The sequence below is a fragment of the Flavobacterium seoulense genome (assembly GCF_000695795.1).
Classification (GTDB): domain Bacteria; phylum Bacteroidota; class Bacteroidia; order Flavobacteriales; family Flavobacteriaceae; genus Flavobacterium; species Flavobacterium seoulense.
This window is the reverse complement of record NZ_JNCA01000039.1, coordinates 1-22,046: the sequence shown is the minus strand read 5'-3', so window position 1 is coordinate 22,046 and position 22,046 is coordinate 1. Positions and strand designations below refer to the sequence as shown.

Annotated in this window: 13 protein-coding genes and 3 tRNA genes; 8 read left to right on the top strand and 8 right to left on the bottom strand. The window is 33.1% G+C overall.

All coding sequences use genetic code 11. The features are described 5' to 3' along the window. Positions 1 to 70 precede the first annotated feature (70 nt). Positions 71 to 490, bottom strand: coding sequence for a nucleoside-diphosphate kinase (locus FEM21_RS15790; RefSeq protein WP_035662608.1), 420 nt, complete (start codon positions 488 to 490; stop codon positions 71 to 73). Positions 491 to 587: 97 nt separating this feature from the next. Continuing rightward, on the bottom strand, positions 588 to 2,177 hold the full coding sequence (gene bshC, locus FEM21_RS15785; protein WP_035662614.1) for a bacillithiol biosynthesis cysteine-adding enzyme BshC: 1,590 nt from the start codon (positions 2,175 to 2,177) through the stop codon (positions 588 to 590). Positions 2,178 to 2,282: 105 nt separating this feature from the next. Between bshC and FEM21_RS15780 the strand changes: the two genes are divergently transcribed. Beyond that, the gene (locus FEM21_RS15780; RefSeq protein ID WP_236353694.1) at positions 2,283 to 3,563 is read left to right on the top strand and encodes an MFS transporter; all 1,281 of its coding nucleotides are present in this window, start codon (positions 2,283 to 2,285) and stop codon (positions 3,561 to 3,563) included. A 101-nt stretch (positions 3,564 to 3,664) separates the two neighbouring features. Here FEM21_RS15780 and FEM21_RS15775 read toward each other — a convergent pair whose 3' ends face one another. After that, on the bottom strand, positions 3,665 to 9,556 hold the full coding sequence (locus FEM21_RS15775) for an Ig-like domain-containing protein (protein WP_035662605.1): 5,892 nt from the start codon (positions 9,554 to 9,556) through the stop codon (positions 3,665 to 3,667). Between the two features lie 159 nt (positions 9,557 to 9,715). Between FEM21_RS15775 and FEM21_RS15770 the strand changes: the two genes are divergently transcribed. Beyond that, complete coding sequence (locus FEM21_RS15770; RefSeq protein ID WP_035662602.1) at positions 9,716 to 11,902, top strand: B12-binding domain-containing radical SAM protein; 2,187 nt, start codon at positions 9,716 to 9,718, stop codon at positions 11,900 to 11,902. Positions 11,903 to 12,459: 557 nt separating this feature from the next. Beyond that, a complete protein-coding gene (locus FEM21_RS15765; RefSeq protein ID WP_035662599.1) occupies positions 12,460 to 13,467 on the top strand; it encodes an outer membrane beta-barrel protein in 1,008 nt (335 codons plus the stop codon). Positions 13,468 to 13,903: 436 nt separating this feature from the next. Here the strand turns inward: FEM21_RS15765 and FEM21_RS15760 are convergent, their stop codons facing one another. The 5 genes from FEM21_RS15760 to FEM21_RS15740 form a co-directional block, all read right to left on the bottom strand. Further along, positions 13,904 to 14,806 (bottom strand): N-acetylmuramoyl-L-alanine amidase, encoded by a 903-nt coding sequence (locus FEM21_RS15760; protein ID WP_035662596.1) that lies wholly within the window; start codon positions 14,804 to 14,806, stop codon positions 13,904 to 13,906. 24 nt (positions 14,807 to 14,830) lie between these two features. After that, the gene (locus tag FEM21_RS15755; protein ID WP_035662594.1) at positions 14,831 to 15,322 is read right to left on the bottom strand and encodes a hypothetical protein; all 492 of its coding nucleotides are present in this window, start codon (positions 15,320 to 15,322) and stop codon (positions 14,831 to 14,833) included. A gap of 33 nt (positions 15,323 to 15,355) precedes the next feature. Next, a complete protein-coding gene (gene rimO / locus FEM21_RS15750) occupies positions 15,356 to 16,669 on the bottom strand; it encodes a 30S ribosomal protein S12 methylthiotransferase RimO (protein WP_035662592.1) in 1,314 nt (437 codons plus the stop codon). A 227-nt stretch (positions 16,670 to 16,896) separates the two neighbouring features. Then, positions 16,897 to 18,435 (bottom strand): OmpP1/FadL family transporter, encoded by a 1,539-nt coding sequence (locus FEM21_RS15745; protein WP_035662590.1) that lies wholly within the window; start codon positions 18,433 to 18,435, stop codon positions 16,897 to 16,899. A gap of 33 nt (positions 18,436 to 18,468) precedes the next feature. Then, positions 18,469 to 19,455, bottom strand: a complete 987-nt coding sequence (locus FEM21_RS15740) for a hypothetical protein (protein ID WP_035662588.1) — start codon at positions 19,453 to 19,455, stop codon at positions 18,469 to 18,471. Positions 19,456 to 19,556: 101 nt separating this feature from the next. On the opposite strand from FEM21_RS15740, the gene proS reads away from it, so the two are divergent. From proS to rpsT, 5 genes are all read left to right on the top strand, one after another. Beyond that, positions 19,557 to 21,035: a proline--tRNA ligase gene (gene proS / locus FEM21_RS15735; RefSeq protein ID WP_035662585.1), complete on the top strand. Its 1,479-nt coding sequence runs from the start codon at positions 19,557 to 19,559 to the stop codon at positions 21,033 to 21,035. A gap of 96 nt (positions 21,036 to 21,131) precedes the next feature. Further along, positions 21,132 to 21,203: transfer RNA gene (locus FEM21_RS15730), tRNA-Glu, on the top strand. Between the two features lie 44 nt (positions 21,204 to 21,247). Next, a tRNA-Glu gene (locus FEM21_RS15725) sits at positions 21,248 to 21,319 on the top strand. Positions 21,320 to 21,368: 49 nt separating this feature from the next. Beyond that, positions 21,369 to 21,440, top strand: a tRNA-Glu gene (locus FEM21_RS15720). Between the two features lie 37 nt (positions 21,441 to 21,477). Continuing rightward, positions 21,478 to 21,729, top strand: coding sequence for a 30S ribosomal protein S20 (gene rpsT / locus FEM21_RS15715; protein ID WP_035662583.1), 252 nt, complete (start codon positions 21,478 to 21,480; stop codon positions 21,727 to 21,729). Positions 21,730 to 22,046 lie beyond the last annotated feature (317 nt).

The window sequence follows — 22,046 nt, the reverse complement described above, 5'->3', positions numbered from 1 at the left end:
GAAACTGGATTTTCTTTTTATCTGAGATTGTCAAATGTACTACTGAATACTAAAAACTGAACACTGATAACTAGAATTCTTCTCTGGTCGCAAAATGAAAAGTACTTTCAATAGCTGCATTTTCATCACTGTCTGAACCATGAACAGCATTTTGGCTTAGTGAAGTAGCATATAATTTTCGAATAGTTCCTTCGGCAGCTTCAGCCGGATTTGTAGAACCAATAAGTGTTCTAAAATCGGCAACAGCATTTTCTTTTTCTAATGTAGCAGCAACAATAGGTCCGCTTGACATAAATTCTACTAAATCTCCGTAGAAAGGTCTTGCTGCGTGAACAGCATAAAAAGCCTGTGCATCACTTACAGTAAGTTGAGTTAATTTTAAAGAGACAATTTTAAATCCTGCATTAGTAATCATGGCAAGAATATTTCCGATGTGTCCATTAGCAACAGCATCGGGTTTAATCATTGTAAAAGTTCTGGTGGTTGTCATTATTTTATTTCTTTTTTATAAAAGTAACTTTTTTTAAACGTAACTCCTCCTGATTTAACTATTAATTAAGTCATAAATTACGCTCTTTTGTTAAATTTTATAAAGTAATAATATCAAAACGTTGCTCTAATGGTTTGAGACATTCGATAAGTTTTGAAATCAGTTTATTTCCATTTTCAACATAAAATTCTGAAAAATTAGCTTGTCGTTCCTGTAATCCCTGATTAGGAAATAATTCGTTTTGTAAATCAGCTATTCGGTCTAAAGTATCTTTTAATTTTATTTTTTGTGCTTTAAGCAAACGTTTTTCCAGGTTATCGAGTCCTTTAAGTTGTTTTATTTCCTGAGCTTTGACTGCTCCGGCAAAGGAAGGATCTGTTTTTGTCGTTATTTCGTGTAAAATATTGAATTGTGATTCTAATTGAATTTTTAAAAGAGATAAGTCAATATCTATTTCGGATAATACAAGTACTTTGTTTTTTACCAAATTATTTTGTTTTGAAAATAAGTCGTTCCAACTCAATTCTAACTTATCAGCTTTTTTAACTTGTTTTTTATTTACCAAAAGAACTGAATTTCGAACCAAAAGAATTGGGAAAGTAACATTCACTGCATCAAAAAACGATTTTAATTCGAGCCAATAAGCAATTTCTCCACCGCCGCCAATGTAACAAAGATTAGGTAAAATGACTTCCTGATACAAAGGACGCATAATGACATTAGGACTAAATTTTTCAGGATGAGTTGCTAATAAAGCTAAAATTTCAGTTTCAGAAAACTCAATTTTGGTATTGTTTACTTTGAAATTTCCGTTTTCAAAAATAATTCGTTCGCGTAAATCATTTTCAATGTAAAATAAATTGATTTCTCGCGGATTTACCTGAATACTGTAATCTTTCAACTTTTCTATAGTTTCCAGTACTTTTTTGTGAGCTGTTTGCTGCAGTAATTCTTCCTTAATATAAGGTGCGAAATTTTGTTTCAAGGCAGTGTCATCAGCATCAATAATTACCAAACCATGTGAACCAAACAAATTATTTGCTAAATATCGTGTAGCGTCAGCAAGGTTGTCGTGTTTTAAATAACTTTCCTGAAAAAGCTTTTTTAAAGTTTCGGCATTCGTACTTGAACCTAATTCTTGTTCGTAAATTTCGAAAAAATCGGCTAAACCTTCAGTGGAAAGCCTGCCTACTGGACCAGTACTTTCTTTATTCCAACGGAATTTTTTTCCTTTAAAGTTAAAATAGTTGATTTCTTCAAAATCGTGATCTTCTGTTGCCATCCAATAAACGGGCACAAAATTATAAGCAGGGTATTTTACTTTTAATTCAGTTGTGAGATTTATGGTTGAGATAATTTTGTATAAAAAATATAGCGGACCAGAAAATAGGTTTAATTGATGGCCGGTTGTTACCGTAAAAGTATTACTGACCTTTAAAGATTCAATATTTTGCTGAGTTAGTTGCGATATTTCAATTCCATCGTATTGTTTTTGCAAAACAGCAACCAGGTTTACTCTATTGTTGTGATTAAAATTGGCTTGTTTTTCTGCAATTTGAGCTTCAAAATTTTCAATAGTTGGAAATCTATTATATAAGGAGTCTAAATTTGTTTTTTTATCTAAATAATCATTCATCAAGGGAGAAAAATATCCTGATTTTTGATAGCTTATACAGTCGTTGGGCATGTTTAAAATTCTTTTTAGTAAAATTACCAAAAAATATTGGAACTAAATATTTGTGGCTTTCAAAAATAAGGAGGACTTTTACACGATTTTTAACCTAATTATTTGATGATGAAAGAACAGTCTGTAAAAACGAATTCCTTAAAACACGTACTTTTTGGCAGTTTGATAGGAACAACGATAGAATTCTTTGATTTTTATATTTATGCTAATGCAGCTGTATTAGTATTTCCACAATTATTTTTCCCTGGGGCTAATGCTACAGTGGCTACTTTAGAATCTTTAGCTACTTTTTCTATTGCTTTTTTGGCCAGACCACTAGGTTCAGCAGTTTTTGGTCATTATGGTGATAAAGTAGGAAGAAAAGTAACCTTGGTCGTTGCTTTATTAACCATGGGACTTTCAACAATTAGTATTGGATTTTTACCAAGTTATGCAAGTATTGGAGTTTTAGCACCAATTTTATTAATGCTTTGTCGATTTGGTCAAGGCGTTGGTTTAGGAGGCGAATGGGGAGGAGCTGTTTTATTGGCTATCGAAAATGCTCCGCCTAATAAACGTGCCTGGTATGGAATGTTCCCGCAATTAGGAGCTCCAATAGGTTTGTTGTTATCAGGAGGAACATTTTTGATTTTGACAGATACAATGAGCAGCGAAGATTTTATGGATTATGGCTGGAGAATTCCATTTATTGCCAGTGCGCTTTTGGTAATTGTTGGTTTTTATATTAGAACAAAAATTACCGAAACACCTTCATTCGAGAATTCTAAAGAAGAGCAAAAAGAAGTTAGAGTTCCGTTTTTTACTTTATTAAAATCATATAAGAATCAATTGATTTTTGGTACATTGGCAGCCATAACCACTTTTTTGGTGTTTTATTTAATGACGGTTTTTATGTTAAACTGGAATACAAAGAGTTTAGGATTTTCTAATCGAGAAGCACTGTTGATACAGTTGTTCTCAGTGTTGTTTTTTGCGATATTCATCCCTATTTCAGCCTTAGCTGCTGATAAGATAGGACGAAGAAAGATGTTAATTTATACAACTATAGCTATTGCTGTTTTTGGATTTTTATTTCCATTCTTTTTGAAGTCAAATAATACTTTGTTAGTAACTGCTTTTGTGTGTTTAGGAATGTCTTTAATGGGATTTATCTATGGACCATTAGGAACATTTTTATCTGAATTATTTCCAACAACTGTTCGTTATACAGGCGCTTCGTTGACTTTTAATATGGCAGGAATTCTTGGTGCAGCTTTTGCGCCAATGGCAGCTATTTGGTTGTCTGATCAATACGGAATAGGTTCTGTAGGAATGTATCTAACAATTGCTGCTTGTATTTCGTTAATTTCATTATTTGTTATTAGCAAGCAAGAGCATAAGTTTTAATTTTTTAATCACAAAGCTCGCTAAGGTTTACAAAATGGGCGCAAAGTTTATTACACTTTGCGCCCATTTTTTTTGATTCAATACTAAACGAACAGTAAATTTTATCTTTTTAAACTAAAATGGCCTTTGTATTCTTGTCCATTTGCTCTGGTTACTATAAACCAATAATCGGTTGCGGGTAATTCCTGATTATTGAATTGTCCATTCCAGGATCCATTTGGTAACAACACTTTTATTAATTTACCATATCGGTCGAATATTTGAATTCCGGTATTTGGTTTCAAATAGGCAAAATCAATAGTCCAGGTATCATTGTAGCCATCATTATTTGGGGTAAAGAATTTTGGATACGGAAGTTCATCAACATAATTAATACATTCTGTAGTGGTGGCTCCAAGAATAGTTATTGAAACAGGAATCCGATTACTTTCGCAACCGTTTATGGTTTGTGAAGCATAATAGATAATTCCGTTTTCTAATAAAGTAGATTCAGATAAATTGACTGAAGATGCCTCAGTTTCAAACCAATTTATATTTTGCCCAGCAATGACAATATCGCTAACTTTTGCATTTTTTTGGATGCAGAATATTTGTGGAGAATTGGCAATTGGGACAGGAGTATCCTGAATGTTTACTGTAATTGCTAATCTTTCACTTTCACAATTATTTAATGTTTGAGCAGCATAATAGGTTTTGCCATTTTGCAATGAGGTTGTTGTTGTTAGAACAGTTCCATTGGTTGATTCATCATACCATCTAATGTTCGAACCTGTAATAGTAAGATTCGTAATAGTTGCATTTTCATCAATACAAAATTGTTGGTTATTACTCGCACTTGGTAACGGAGTGTCATAAACGCGAATTATAATAGGAATTCTGTCGCTTTCACAGCCAATAGTTTGCGAAGCATAATACGTTTTGTTATTTTCTAATAAAGTGGTATTTGGTAAAGTTGTAGCCGAAAAATTAGTATCGTACCATTTTATATTTTGTCCCAAAATTTGAACATTTGCTAATGTTGCATTTTCTCTTTTACAAAAAGATTGTGTCGTATTTACTGTCGGAACAGTAGGGGTATTAACAATAGAAACGGTGATTCCGAATCTTTCACTTTCGCAATTATTAATCGTTTGCGAAGCATAATAAGTTTTTCCATCAATAAGATTAGTTGTTTCTGCTAATAAGGAACCATTGCTTAAAGCATCATACCATTTTATTGTATTTCCTGTAATTTGAATATTAGCGATTGTTGGATTCGAACCAGTACAAAAAGACTGATTGGTATCTGCTGTTGGTGGCAGTGTATTTTGAATGTTTATCGAAACAGCTATTCTTTCACTTTCACAACTATTTATAGTTTGCGAAGCGTAATAGGTTTTTCCGTTTTCTAGAGAAGTTGTTCCAAGTAAATTGGTTCCATTGGTTAAAGCATCATACCATTTTACATTTTGTCCAGTAATTGCAATATCGTTTAGAGTTGCATTTTGTTGGATGCAGAAGGTTTGGGGATAATTTATTATGGGTTTAGAAATCCAACTAACAAAAGGGATTATTGTCGCTTTATTAGCTTGAGAAATACAGCCATTAGCATTTTTGATCTTCAAAAAATATTCTCCTGGATTTAATAAAGTTGAAATAGCAGAAGTGTTCCAAGTGATACCATTATCAAAACTATATTCAGCTGCTAATGTGGTAATTGTAATTTTGCCTTTAAAATTATTACAATCTGGTTGAGAAATACTATAGATTGGGATATTAGGAAAATCTGTAGGAGCATTTATTTGAATTGTAACTGGTTCTGATTCACAGCCTGCCGAATTTTTAGTCTTGATTTTGTATTGTCCGGAAGGTAAATTTCCAGAATTTGGATTCGTTGTCCAATGTAATCCATTATCAAAGCTATAAGCACTAGTAACTGTTGTTATATTAATTGTTCCAAAGGGATTTGTACAGCTTATTGGTTGATAAATTGTATAAGTTGGTATTCCGATAGCATCAAGAGGTGGGTTTATAGTTGCCTTAACAGAAGGAGAAGGACAACCAGTAGAACTGTTTTTAATTTTAATAAAATAGTCACCTACAGCTAAATCTGTAGCAGTAGGATTGGAAGACCAGTTAAGTCCATTGTCAAAACTATATAGATTAGCATTAGTAGTTATAGATATTTTTCCTTTGGAAGTTGTACAGCTACTAGGTTGTTGGATTGAAATAGTTGGTGTTTGAGCTGGTAAATTTACGTTGTAAAGAGTAACGGATTTATAATTCGATTCACATCCTAAATCATTTTTTATTTTTAAATAATAATTTCCGGGTACTAAGTTGGTAAAGCTTGCATTTGATGACCAATTAATACCATTGTCTATACTATATTGACTAGCAATTGTTGTAAAAGTTATGCTTCCTAATGATTCGCAATTTGGTTGTATAATTGTGTTTGTTGGTTGATTAAGGTAAAATTTAGGTAAATTAATGTATTGAGGATGGGATTCGCATCCTAATTCATTTTTTGTTTTTATAATATAATTTCCATCAGTTAAGTTCGATTTTGTTGGATTTGTTCCCCATGTTTCTCCATTGTCAAAACTATAGAAAGCTTCTGTGTTTGTTATTGTAATACTTCCTGCTATTCCACAAGTAGGATTAGTTTTTGTGTAATTTGGAATAGGTAAATAAAAAGGGTATAATGTTACGGTACTATACCCCCAATTCTGACAACCTAAATTGTTTTTTACTTTGATAGTATAATTTCCGGGAGCTAAATTTGTTGCGGTGTTGTATTGACTCCAAGTTCTGCCATCATCAAAACTATATTGTTCGAAAGGAGTATTAATACTAATACTACCTTTGTTTTTGGATTCGCATGTAGGCTGAGTTATTTGTATATTTAATGGAACTATGTTAAAAACATGAAAGTTGATAGAATAACTAGATTGAGATACACATCCTAGTTCATTCTTTATTAGAGGATGAGGATAATAATGACCCTCAGGTAAATTTGAGGCTGTTGGATTAGTGCCCCAAGTTTCACCACCATCAAAACTGTAAAATGGCGCCGGAGTAGTTACAGTAATACTACCACCTTTACCACAAGATGGATAAACAACAGTATATTCAGCTGGTCTTAATTTTACTGGAGTAAATTCAACTATAACTCTTTCAGATTCACAACCTAAATTATTTTTTATTTTTAATTGATATTTAAAACCTACTGGTAAATTTGTAGCGGTTGGATTGGTTGTCCAGGTCTTACCATTATTGAAGCTATAATAATCGGCAGGACTTGTTATTGTAATACTTCCCGTAGCATTAGTTTCACATGAAGTAGGTTGCACAATCTTATAATTAGGAGTGTCAAGAAAGTATGAATAAATGTGTATGTTGAAAGGAAAACTTTTACATCCTGTTTCATTTTTTATTACAATTTCATAATTACCTTCTTCCAGATTTGATTTTGTTGGATTTGTCCCCCATGTTTCTCCGCCATCAAAACTATAGAATGAAGCCGGAGTTGTAATTGTGATTGTTCCTTTTTTATTTTCACAACTGGGCTGTATAATTGTATAAGTAGGGATATTCAAATAGGATTCGTTTACATTGAAGGGTATATATATCATTTTGTAATAAGATACGCATCCATAACTGTCTTTAACTTTTAATGCGTAAGAATTACCTCCAAGTAAATTAGTAGCAGTAGGGTTTTTAGACCAAGTATCCCCACCATCAAAACTATATTCAGCTGCTGCAGTTGTAATGGTAATACTAGCACCAGAATCACAAGTAGCCCCTTTAATAATTTTATATTCAGGGTAAAAGTCTAAATATATATCTGAATAAACAGTAATATATTGTGGTATAGATGTACATCCCATTTCATCTTTGATCATTATTGGAAATGAAGAATATTCTGTTCCATTTTGAACTGTTATAGTTGGATTTTTTGTCCATGTTTTACCATTGTCAAAACTATATTCGAATGCATTTGTAGTTATAGTTAAATTGCCATTTTTTTCACAAGTAGGATTTGTTTTTGTATAACTTGGCGTAGGTAAATGATAAGGATAAATTGTAGCATAATTTCTTTCTGATTCACATCCAAGTTCATTTTTGGTTTTAATTATATAGCTACCACCAACAGGTAAATTGTTTATTGTTTGATTATTTGTCCATGTTGCGCCATCATCAAGGCTATATTGAGCTGCAGTTTTTAAAAATGTTATACTGCCGGTTTTGTCACACTTATCAGGTTGTGTAACTTTAATTTCAGGGGAAGGTATTGAAAAACGCTCAAAATAAATTTGATTTACGAATGGTTTTGATTCACAACCAAATTCATCTTTAATTCTAACATTGTAATAACCAGGCAGTAAATTTGTTGCTGTAGGATTTGTTGACCAAGTTTCACCATTATCAAAGCTATATTCAGTAGCAGATGTAGTAATAGTAATACTTCCACCTTCATTACATGTAGGTAGTGTTACAATATAGGTTGGAGAATTAATATAATATTCGAAAAGAAAAACACTTTGTGCATAGGATTCACAACCTGAGTTGTTCTTTATTTTGATGAAATAATTACCGGGTGGTAAATTAGTCTTTGTTGCATTATTTTTCCAAGTTAAACCATCATCAAAACTATATTGGGATCCTGGAGTTGTTATAGTAATAGTTCCACCAGAACTACAAGTTGGTTGAGTAATTGAAAATGCGGGTCTGTCTAGCAATGTTGGGATATCAATTGTTACAATTGTAGGTGTAGATATACATCCTGAACTGGTCCTTGTCCGAACATAATATATGCCATAATCTTTAGTGGTAAAGTTAGCATCTGTTTGCCAAACTAATTCTTTTGTATCGTAGTAACCATCGTAAAGCATTTTTTTTTCAAAACTATATTCTACTCCTGTTTCGTTGACCTTAATATATGCATTTGTATCTTGGCATGAAGGCTGTATAACTGTTACAGATGGCTTAGGTATGGAATTGTTTATTGTTAAATTTGAACTTATAAAACAATTGTTAACATCCGTAACTTTTACAGCATATTCTCCCAGATTAGTATTAATTGCAGGAATTGAATAAGATTGATTAGTTGCTCCATTTATTGCTATGCCATTTTTGTACCATTGAAATGTTGTTGGTAGAGACATTGCTTTGTTAAGATTAGCTTTCAATACTAAATCATTATTACAAAAAGCACCACTCTGAGTTATAGTAACACCAAAATTTTCAGCAGTATTTAATCTTAAATTGTCATATAAAAAAGAAGGTTCGTAATCTGTGTTAAAAGACGTAGGTAAGTTTTTTTCTGGTCCCAGCATTATAGCATTGATATCAATATTTGGAGAGAAATTGATTGTGACTTCACTCCAAACAGATTGTGGTTGGTATAATACCTTTCCAATTTCAATCCAGGATGAATCATATGTATTTGGATCTTTATTCGTATATAAAGGAAAATTATCTTTATTATTGCAACCGTAAAGCGTTACGTAAGTAGGTTCTAAAAAATTAAAATCAGATTTTTTAGTTAAGTAAGTAGAGTAAATACTCATTAGTGTAGCAATATTCAGTGTTAACTGGTAGTTTATTCCTGGAATTAATGGAGTAGATAATTTAGTAGCTATATATTCTTTTTTGTTATCCTTATATAGAGCTCCAATAATTCCATTTCCATCAGGGAAATTTTGAAGTTTTTTCTCGTAAATAGGAGTATTAAAAATAAAACAATCTTTGTGTAAATATTCTGGAGCAGGGATTGTTCCTTTATACCAATATTTCATCGTAGGGATGTCATCATATCCTTGTGGGCAACCCGTTTTTTCTTCAAAGGAATGATTTTGAAGTAGTGAAGTTGTTGCATTATTACAAATGCAATCAGTATCATTTAAATCTATTTTTCCATCTCCATCATCATCAATACCATTATTGCAATTTTCTTGTGAAAAGCAAAAGCTTGAAAATAAAAATAAAAATAGTAGTAGTGTTCTTTTCATAAATATTAATCTCTTAAAAGAATAGTTTTCAAATGTAATTAAATACTCTCAAATTTTATTGATTTTTGTAATAGAAATTAAAGCTTTAGAAACTTTCAATCAGCATTGGAATGGAAACTAAATTTATCCCCTATTTTTGTAAAAAAAATAATTCCTCTTTTGAAACCAAAACTTTTCGTAATTACTCCGCCTTTTACCCAACTGAATACACCGTATCCGGCAACTGCATATATAAAAGGATTTTTGAATACTATAAATGTAGAAGCCGTTCAGGCAGATTTAGGTATTGAGGTAATTTTGAAATTATTTTCGAAAGAAGGTTTGATTGATTTATTTCAATCTAATAATCCGGAACCAGTATCGGATAATTGTAAACGAATTCTAGCGCTACAGGAAGAATACATCAAAACGATTAATCCTGTTATTCAGTTTTTACAGGGAAAAAATCCAACTTTGGCATTGCAAATTTGTCAGGAAGATTATTTGCCTGAGGCTTCCCGTTTTGTACAACTGGAAGAATTGGACTGGGCTTTTGGGACAATGGGAACTCAGGATAAGGCAAAACATTTGGCAACCTTATATCTCGAAGATATCTCTGATTTTATTGTCGAATGTGTTGATGCTAATTTTGGTTTCAGCCGTTATGCTGAACGTTTGGGACGCAGCGCGAATTCGTTCGACGAATTATATCTGGCTTTACAGCAAGAACCTACCTATATAGACAACATACTTTTTTCGATTCTTAAAGAAAGAATAGAAACGATTCATCCTAATTTCTTTTTAATTTCAGTTCCTTTTCCTGGGAATTTGTACAGTGCTTTTCGATGTGCACAATGGGTGAAAAAATATCATCCTGAAATTAAAATTTCTATGGGAGGTGGTTTTCCTAATACCGAATTGCGTTCGCTTTCGGATGCCAGAGTTTTTGAATTTTTCGATTACATTACTCTTGATGATGGCGAAGTTCCTATTGAAGAGTTGATTTTAAGTCTTGAAAATCCAAATCATGATTCTTTTAAAAGAACATTCCTTTTAGAAGAAGGAAAAGTCGTTTATAGAAATAATTCTTCTAAATCTGATTACAAACAATCTCAGGTAGGAACTCCGGATTATTCTGATTTGCCTTTGGATCAATATATTTCGGTTATCGAAATTGTAAATCCAATGCACCGAATGTGGAGCGACGGGCGCTGGAACAAACTCACGATGGCGCATGGCTGTTATTGGGGCAAATGTACTTTTTGTGATATCTCATTAGATTATATCAAAATTTACGAACCCGTAGCAGCTAATTTACTTTGTGATCGAATGGAAGAATTGATTTTGCAAACAGGACAAAATGGATTTCATTTTGTTGACGAAGCTGCTCCGCCAGCTTTAATGCGGGCTTTAGCAATTGAAATTCTTCGCAGAAAATTATCAGTAACCTGGTGGACAAACATTCGATTTGAAAAAAGTTTTACTCAGGATTTGGCTTTCTTATTAAAAGCTTCGGGCTGTATCGCTGTTTCCGGCGGTCTCGAAGTAGCATCTGATCGCTTATTGAAATTGATAGATAAAGGTGTAACGGTAGAGCAAGTAGCTCGTGTAACCCGTAATTTTACTCAAGCGGGAATTATGGTTCATGCCTATTTAATGTATGGTTATCCTACGCAAACGGTTCAGGAAACAGTGGATAGTCTCGAAATGGTACGTCAATTATTTGAAGCTGGAATTCTACAATCGGGTTTTTGGCATCAGTTTGCTATGACGGCGCACAGTCCTGTGGGAATGTATCCGGAGAAATTTGGTGTAAAAAAAGAAACCGAAGTTATTGGAACATTCGCTAATAACGATATTAATTATAAAGATTCGACAGGAATCGATCATGATAAGTTTAGTTTCGGACTCAAAAAATCACTCTTTAATTATATGCACGGAATCTGTTTTGATTTTGAATTACAAGAATGGTTTGATTTTAAGATTCCAAAGACTAAGATTCCAGACGATTTTATCTTTAATGCACTCGAAGAAAATACTGGTTTTAATATAAAGCCAAATGCAAAAGTAGTCTGGATTGGCGGAAAACCTACCGTTGAAATTTTTACTAAAACCAAGAAGGGGAATTCGTGGGAAATGATGAGTTTGATTTTTCATGACAAGAAACAAAGTTTTTCTATTCAAACGAATAAAGCCGAAGGGGAGTGGTTAGTTACTATTCTCCAGAAAATTTCTGTTTCTAATACTAAAGCTTATACTTTTCAGGAGTTAAAATCTGATTTTGAAATTGCTTTAGACGATTTTGAATTGTTTTGGTATTCAAAACCAATAAATACATTAAGAGAATTTGGACTCTTGATTTTGTAGTTTAAAGAGACTTTTATTAAATGTACTTTGATTTCATTGTAATTTTTTATTCGAAGTTTAGGTTTTAGTTAAAACTATTTCTCTCTGATTAATTATAAAATAATGCCTTATATATTAGTAAACCTCCTTTTTGGGAGGTTTTGTTGTTTATAGATACTTTTATTTCGATTTTTATTATTTATGTTTTTTAAACATACCCCCTATTTTTTAGGGGTGTTTGTTTTTATAAACTATTTTTTATTGCTTTTTATGTTGTTTTCTGTGTTTATTTTTGGTTTTGCTAGTGTTTTTTGACGGGTTTTGTGTTTTTAATCATGAGAATAATCATTTTTTTGATATTGAAAAATAAAGAAAATGTATTTTTTGATAATCGAATTCTAGTTTTTAATAATTCGACGCCAAAATCGGTAAAAACTTATCGGTTTTTATTTTTGTAAAACTAAAAGTTGATAAATTTGCTTCAACAAAAAGATTAAAAATGTATTAAAAACTGAGAATAATATGTTAATATTTCTTTTTGATTGAAAATAATTTAAATAACCAAAACAAGATTCAACATGAAAAAAGTACTTTTTATTTTAGCTTTAGCGCTTACAGGAAGCATGACATTTGCACAAGACACCCCATTAGAAATTTCAGGTTCTGCTGATGTTTATTACAAGTATGATTTTGCAAAACAACCTAACATTGGAACTAGTTTTGCAACCGATCAGAATTCTGTTTCTTTAGGGATGATCGATATCGCTTTGAAAAAAACTACTGGTAAAACTTCTTTCGTGGGTGAAGTTTCTTTTGGACCAAGAGGTCAATACCAATCTATTATGAATGGTGACGGAGCTGATGTTGATAATAACTCATTCCACATCCAAAATTTGTATGCTACTTATGCAGCTACAGATAAATTAAGCTTTACAGCAGGTTTTATGGGAACTTTTATAGGATATGAAGTAATTTCACCAGTAGGAAACTTCCATTATTCTACTTCATATTTGTTTACTAATGGGCCATTCCAAAATGCAGGAGTAAAAGCAAACTATGCATTCTCTGATAAAGTAGGTTTAATGGTAGGTGCTTTTAATGACAAATGGAATTTTTATTCAGCAGATCCTATGAAAGGATTGAATGCTATAGGTGCTCAATTGTCTTTTGCTCCAACAGAATCAATAAGTGCATATCTTAACTTTATGGATGGTTCAGTAAGCGGAACTATTGTAGATTTAACAGCTACTTTCCAATTAACAGATAAATTTAAGTTAGGTTTAAACTCTGCTGATTATTCTCAAGAAGGAGATCAAGGTTATACAGGTGTGGCTTTATATCCTTCGGTAGCGGTAACTGAGAACTTTGGTTTAGGATTGCGTGGTGAATACTTTAAATTCAAAGAAAATTCTGGAGACACTTCAGTAACAGCTTTTACTTTATCAGCTAACTTAAAAGCAGGTGGATTAACTGTTATTCCTGAGTTTAGATTAGATACAGGTAAAGATGATATATTTGTTAAGTCTGATTTAGCACCAACAAAATCTGCTTCTCAAGCTTCAATAGCATTAGTTTACGCATTCTAAGAATTACAGAACTTTAATTTAGATTACAACATAATTTTTTTTTACTGCCAAGGTGCTTTTCAAGTATCTTGGCAGTTTTTTATGTTATAATCTACTAAATAGATACTACGTCATGCTATTACCATGGCTTGCCTATGTTTTAGGTAGGTGAGCCTGCTATTCTGATAGGCTTGTCTATCGATTTGTTAACTATCGCCTACAAAAGTAGTAGGCGTGCTTATCAATTTAGTAGGCTCGCCTACCGTTTTGCTAACTATCGCCTATTAAAAAGCTAGGCGATCCTACCTTTTTAATAGGCGTGCCTATGATTTTAGTAGGTAATCTGTGATTTTATTTAATTAAAATGATGCAAAAGATTTAGCGATAATAATTATAGAAATAAAAAAAGTCCTTTGAGATTATCAAAGGACTTTGTGGTTTTACAGATAAATTTGAATTACTGTTTTAAGTAAATAGAATAAATAGTATTTACTGTTTTTTGATCTAAAATTGAATTTACTTCTTCAGGAATATAATGCAATTTAAAAGCTGTAATTGCTGCGTTTAAATTTTTAGTGTTGTAACCAATAATTTGTAAAGCTAATTCGGCATTGAAATCAAATGGTGCTAGCGGAAGTATTTCATCTTTCCAGATTCCAAATCCATTTTCGGCTAAAGTTTTCCAGGGAAATAAAGCACTTGGATCTCTTTTTCGGGAAGGAGCAATATCTGAATGCCCAATGATGTTTTGAGCTGGAATATTATAAGTCTTTTTTAATTTGCTCAACAATGCCATTAAACTGGTAATTTGGGCTTCCGAAAAAGGTTCGCTACCATTATTGTCTAATTCGATTCCAATAGAAGCCGAATTGATATCGGTATTTTTTCCCCAAGAACTGGCTCCTGCATGCCAGGCTCGTAAATAGTCATTTAGCATTTGTACCACATGACCATCATCGGCAATTATATAATGAGCACTTACCTGAGTATGTGTTTTTGTAAATGTATCAATAGTTTGCTTAAGCGAATCTTGTGCGGTGTGATGGAGAATTACAAAATTAGGTTTTCTAAGATTGAAATTTACAGTACTAATCCATTCGGTTTGGATGCCGTTGTCTAATTGTGTTGAACCTGTTTTAAAAATACTATCTTTAAAAGTGTACAATTGTTTTGTATAAACAGTATCAATACTTATTACAACTTTTTCAACTACAGGTAATGCTTCGGGTTCTTTGGCAGCCATTTCAACCTGAAAGGATTTTAACTTAGTAGTATATTCTTTCTCACTTTTTTTATACGGATTGGTGGAACAAGCCGTTAGGATAGTAAGAGATAATAAATAAAAAAATGGCTTGATCATTTTTATGAGCTTTATTAAAAGATTTTATTCTTCTTCTTTTTTAGATTTCTTTTTCTTCTTGTCTTTTTTCGTATTTCCGCGCTCTTCTTTAAGTGCTTTGTATTTTTGTTTTTGATCTTCGTTTAAATACTCATTTACTTTTCGCTCATTAACTTCAAAAAGAGCTTTTATTTCAGCTGATTTTTCGGTTTGGCTTAATTTTTCATCTTTCATGATCGCTGTTTGCGATTTGATAATATCAGTATATACATTACCAATAGCAATAGTTTGCAATTCGTCAAGATTTAAATCTGGCTTTAATTTTTCCATTATTTTAGCCACAGTAACTTCTGTAGGAATTTCTTTTGGTTTAGAAGGAGTCTGATCCATTTGGCTCATACTATTTCTGCCCATTCCCATTCCGTTACCGTATCCACCATAACCACCGTATCCATTTCCGTAACCGTATTGTGCAAATGCAGTATTAAAAGATAGTATTACAAACGATAATACAAGGATAAATTGTGTCTTATTCATAATTTATTTTTTTAAATGGCTGAAAATTAAATTTTATACCGGTTCTCCGTAAAGATCAAATTCTGTTGCATCAGTGATTTTAATCATTACAAAATCACCCGTTTTTAGATAATATTTTGAAGCATCAATTAAGACTTCGTTATCCACATCTGGACTATCAAACTCCGTACGTCCTACAAAGTGTTCTCCTTCTTTTCTGTCAATAATACATTTGAAAACCTGACCCACTTTTTCCTGATTTAAATCCCACGAAATTTGTGATTGTAATTCCATGATTTCATTAGCGCGAGCCTGTTTTACATCATCCGGAACATCGTCTTCTAATAAGTAAGCGTGTGTGTTTTCTTCGTGAGAATAAGCAAAACACCCCATACGGTCAAATTTCATTTCCTGAACAAAATCTTTCAAAATTTCAAAATCCTCCTGAGTTTCTCCAGGATAACCTACTATTAATGTAGTACGAATTGCAATTCCTGGAACTGCAGCTCTAAAATCTTTCAATAATTTAGTGGTTTTTGCCTGAGTGGTTCCACGACGCATTGATTTTAAAACCGAATCAGAGATATGTTGTAACGGAATATCAATATAGTTGCAAATCTTAGGTTCGCGTTTCATTAATTCTAAAACATCCATTGGAAATCCGGTAGGGAAGGCATAATGCAAACGAATCCATTCGATTCCTTCTACTTTTGTCAAAGCTTCTAATAACTCAGCAAGATTACGTTTTTTATAAAGGTCAAGACCGTAATAAGTCAAATCCTGAGCAATAAGAATTAACTCTTTAACACCGTCTCTGGCTAAACCTTGTGCTTCTTTTACTAGTTTTTCAATAGGCTGAGAAACGTGCCCACCTCTCATAAGCGGAATGGCACAAAAACTACAAGGTCTGTCACAACCTTCAGCAATTTTTAAATAGGCATAATTTTTAGGTGTTGTTGTTAAACGCTCTCCTAATAATTCATGTTTGTAATCGGCTCCTAAAGCTTTTAAAAGTTGAGGTAATTCGGTAGTTCCAAAAAACTGATCTACATTCGGAATTTCTTTTTCTAAATCAGGTCTGTATCTTTCAGATAAACATCCTGTTACAAAAACTTTGTCTACAATACCTTTTTCTTTCTTGTCTGCATATTCTAAAATCATATTTACTGATTCAGCTTTTGCATTATCAATAAATCCACAAGTATTGATTACAATAATATTTCCTTCTCTCTCAACAGGAGCTTCGTGTTCTACCTCTTTTCCGTTGGCACGAAGTTGCCCCATTAATACCTCACTATCGTATATGTTTTTTGAACACCCTAAGGTAATTACGTTTATTTTGTTCTTTTTTAAAGACTTGGTTCTCATGTGTTTGTAAATTGGATGGCAAAATTACGTTTTTTTATTCAAATTGTGCCGATAGCTATAGGGATTGTTTTGATTTAGTTATTTTTTTATCGAATTTCCTGATAGCTATAGCAAATAGTGTTTTGTACTTTTTGAGAAAGAAATAGTACGCTTGCTTCACGGCTAAAAAAATAACCGTCCTGTTTATAAAAAGACAAGACGGTTATTTTTTGATGAATTTAATTTGATTACAATTCGAATAATAAACTCAACGAAACATTATTATTAATAGAACCTATTCTGGCACCATCAGTAAAGCCTTGGCTAAAGAATCCTTGTTGCGAATTTCTTTTGGCATACATATAGGATACATCAATTCTTGTTCCTCCAAAATTATATCCTAAACCTGTTGAATAACCGTTTAGATTCCCCACTGTTTTTTTGTCCTTGTAAGGACTGCCTTCAAAACGATAACCGGCTCTTAAACTTAATCTTTCGATTTTATATTCACCACCAATTCTAATTTCAGAAGCTCTTCTTAGTTCGTCAGAGATATCTGAATTGATCAATTCGTTTCTACTGTCGTCTTCTATTGAATATTCGATGTTGCTATAATCTTTAGAGCTGTAATCTATACTAATCAATCCTTTTTTATTGATAACATAAGCTAAACTTCCGGTTATTTTTCCAGGGGTTCTTAACTTATACGTTTGATAAATTACAAAATCATTAGAATCTATATCAGTACTTGTTATGTCTGGATTAGGTGGATTTCCAAAACTATAGCCCGTTGAATAAAGATATTGTCTCAACTCATCATTAAATCTGTTCCAAGTAGGAGATTCGTAAGCTAGTCCCACGCGTAACTCATCATTTAATTTAGCAATAGCACCTAATTGAAATGAGAACCCTGAACCGTAAGTGTAGATTTCATTTTCAAAAGCAGTGTTAATTAATCTGGAAGGATTATTTGTAGTATTGTTATTGCGTTCAGTAAAATAACTATTTTGTCTAAAATCAGTAAAATGAGAATTTAATGTCAATCCTAAATACAGTTGATCTTTGTATGAAGTTGCGGCGTTAAAAGAAAGTTTACCATTATAACCATCAGCATTAATAGTGTTTCTGTGAATATAATTTCCTCCTTCGGGTACGTTAGATGTGTAAACTCTGTTGTCATCAGTATCTGTTTCGGGATTGATTATGTAACCTTCATATCCTAAAAAAGCTTGTTGATCAGCATAATTTAATTGGAAATAATCATTGTTTCTTATTACACTTAAAGGAATTCCAAATTGGTTTCTGCTAAGGTTTTCATTGGCATAACTTAAAAAATATCCTGATATGTTATTAGTGGGGTTAGTACCTGCTGATACTACAGCATTTTTAAAGTCATTTGCTTTTTCGTAATTTATAGCTAATGCAATTTTTGTCCAATTACTATTAGGTTGATAATTGTTGAAAACAAATACTCCTCCTGCCTGATTGATATCAAAAGAATTTGCTTTTTCAGTTGTGGTATTACCAAAATAATTAGAATTATTTTTAACATCTAGATTACTAAAGGTAAAACTAAGCTGGTTGTTAACAAAAACGGCACTACCGGCAGGATTTACATTTAACGAAGATAAATCACCACCTAATGCTCCAAAAGCACCACTCATAGCGCTATAACGGGCTGAGCCTATTGGGTTGTTTTGAGAATAGCGCAAAGCATTACTGATTTCCTGGGATTGTGCTACTCCAAAAGAAAGTCCGGTTAATATTAAAAAAAGATGTTTTTTCATTTTAATAGTTTTTAAGTTGTAAACACATATGGTTTATCTTCTGCTTCCGCCTCCGTATGATCTTGAGCCACCGCCGCCGCCACTACTACCGCTTCCACCTCCATAAGAAGAAGGGCTGCTGTATGATCTTGAAGGAGCGCTATAGTTTTCGTTTCTTGAATAGTTACTGTTTTGTTGTTGTCTGGTATTGTTATACTGTTGTTGCTGTCTGCTGTAGTTGTTGTTTTGAGCAGGTGTAGTGCCTCTTCTGTTTGTAGTAGTCTGTGAGTTGTTGTTTTGACTATTATAGGTTCTTGGGTTTGTGAAATTAGGTGTTCTGCTTGTTCCAAATCTGCTTGTAGCGCTATTTCTGGCATTTGAATAGCTTCTTGATGGAGCATAATTTCTTGAAGAAGAATATTCTCTGGAATTATTATTAGGAACAGAAGCTCTTCTGCCTGGAGTATAAGAAGAGTAATTGTTTCTGTAAGGGCGGTTGTAGTAATAAGAGTTGTTCCAGCCCCAATTATTCCAGCCATATCCATAATTCATTCCCCAACCCCAATTATTCCATCCCCAGTTGTTCCAACCGAATCCGTAGTTCATTCCCCAATAATTGTTCCAGCCCCAGTTATTCCAACCTAGACCGTAGTTCATTCCCCAATTATTCCAGCCCCAGTTGTTCCAGCCAAATCCAGAGTTCATACCCCAATAATTAACAATTGTTCCAGTTTGATTATTACCCCAGCCAGCATAGCTTGGATAAGAATCACCGTCAACAGAATCAAAATCACTGTATTGATCTATATCTGTTATAAATTCTGTCTGGCTATCATTTTGGAGCGAATTGAAATAATCTCTATAATAATTGTCAGAAGGCGTATTTCTTTCTACGTTTCTATTAGCTGTAGCACCATATATCCCATCACTTTCATAATAAGAGCTATTTTGATAAGAACCGCAAGAAGCCATAAAAAGGCTCAGTAATCCAATGCAGAGATAATTTTGAGCTTTTCGGGATGAAAAAATATTAGTTTTCATATCTATTGGGTTTTTTATTGTTGCACATTACAAAAATAGTTAGTTTTGCGAAACTATTTAGTTAAATAAAACAAAACAAAATTTGTGCCAAACTATTCAATATGAGTAAGAACCTTACTACACGATCAGAAGATTATTCAAAATGGTATAATGAGCTGGTTGTAAAGGCTGATTTAGCCGAAAATTCAGGTGTTAGAGGCTGTATGGTCATTAAACCTTATGGTTATGCAATTTGGGAAAAAATGCAAGCCGAATTAGATAGAATGTTTAAAGAAACGGGGCATCAAAATGCTTATTTTCCTTTATTCGTTCCCAAAAGTATGTTTGAGGCCGAGGAAAAAAATGCCGAAGGCTTTGCGAAAGAATGTGCTGTAGTTACACATTATAGATTGAAAAATGATCCTGAAAAACCAGGGAAGTTAATTGTTGATCCAAATGCGAAATTAGAAGAAGAGTTAATTGTTCGTCCTACAAGTGAAGCAATTATCTGGTCTACATATAAAGGATGGGTACAATCGTATAGAGATTTACCTTTGCTAATTAATCAATGGGCTAATGTGGTTCGATGGGAAATGCGTACACGTTTGTTCTTGAGAACTGCTGAGTTTTTATGGCAAGAAGGGCATACGGCTCATGCTACAAGAAAAGAAGCTATCGAAGAATCAGAGAAAATGATGAATGTATATGCTGATTTTGCTCAAAACTTCATGGCAATTCCGGTTGTTAAAGGGTTGAAAACCGAAACAGAACGTTTTGCAGGTGCCGAAGAAACATATTGTATTGAAGCTTTGATGCAGGATGGGAAAGCGCTTCAGGCGGGAACTTCACACTTTTTAGGTCAAAATTTTGCTGAAGCTTTTGATGTGAAGTTTGCTAATGCCGAAGGAAAGCAAGAATATGTTTGGGGAACTTCCTGGGGGGTTTCTACCCGATTAATGGGGGCGTTGGTGATGACGCATTCTGATGATCAGGGATTAGTGTTGCCGCCTAACTTGGCTCCAATACAAGTGGTAGTTGTTCCAATATATAAAACAGATGAGCAATTAGCTCAGATAGCTGAAGAGGTAAATAAGTTAATTGCCGACTTAAGAAAACTTCGTATTTCAGTGAAGTTTGATGACAGAACTACGCATAAACCGGGTTTTAAATTTGCTGAGTGGGAATTAAAAGGAGTCCCTGTGCGAATTGCTGTTGGTCCAAAAGATCTTGAAAATGGAACTTATGAGGTGGCAAGAAGAGATACTTTGACTAAAGAAGTGAAGTCTAAAGAAGGAATTGCGGCTTTTATAAGTGATTTGTTAGATCAAATTCAGGCAGATTTATTTAAAAAAGCTTTAGATTATAGAGAAACTCATATTACTGAGGTAAATAGTTTTGAGGAATTTAAGGATGTCTTAGAGAATAAAGGAGGCTTTGTATCAGCGCATTGGGATGGAACTGCAGAAACGGAGGAAAAAATTAAAGAATTGACAAAGGCTACTATTAGATGTATTCCTTTAAATGGAGTGGAAGAGTCGGGAGCCTGTGTGTTTACTGGTAATCCGTCTGGAAAAAGAGTGTTTTTTGCAAAGGCGTATTAAAAAAAAATATTTTTTTTGCTTTAGCTATTGTGCAATTAAAAAACAGTTGTATCTTTGCAACCGCAATACAGAAAAGCATAGTGCAATGTAAAGCATGGTCCGTTCGTCTATCGGTTAGGACGCCAGGTTTTCATCCTGGTAAGGGGGGTTCGATTCCCCCACGGACTACAAAAATAAATTGAAATACAGTTCCGGCTTAAATAAGGAATATTGGTCCGTTCGTCTATCGGTTAGGACGCCAGGTTTTCATCCTGGTAAGGGGGGTTCGATTCCCCCACGGACTACAAGTTGATCTAGAGAATAGAATGCTTAACTGAACTTAGAGGAATAATTGGTCCGTTCGTCTAGGGGTTAGGACGCCAGGTTTTCATCCTGGTAACAGGGGTTCGATTCCCCTACGGACTACAAGAAAATAGTTAAAAAGATATAAAGATAAAGTACAATGGCAAATCATAAGTCAGCATTAAAAAGAATTAGAAGTAACGAAAAGAAAAGAGTGTTAAATAGATATCAGCACAAAACCACTCGTAATGCTATTAAGGCGTTAAGAATAGCTACTGATAAAGCAGATGCTACTTCTAAATTAGCAGGTGTTATCTCTATGATTGATAGATTAGCTAAGAAAAATGTTATTCATGATAACAAGGCTTCTAACTTGAAATCAAAGTTAACTAAATTTGTAAATAAATTGTAATAATTCAATTTGTGATATATATAAAAACCCTGCTTTTTTAGCGGGTTTTTTTTGTTTTATATGTTTTGTTTAGAAACGGAGCATTATCCTGATTCATCCTATTATACCCATCTTACGCTGCCGACGAAAAGAGAGGTGTAGATATCGGTTGTATCTGTTTCCTTAAAAAAAAGAAACGAACAGAAAAACGAAAGATGAAAAACTTTCTATAGTCGACAAAGAACATGACTTGGGACTGAGATAGTATACAGATATGAAGAGACCAACAGAGACTGATGTGGACAGAGCGTCGTACTACCGCTTCACAATACCACGAA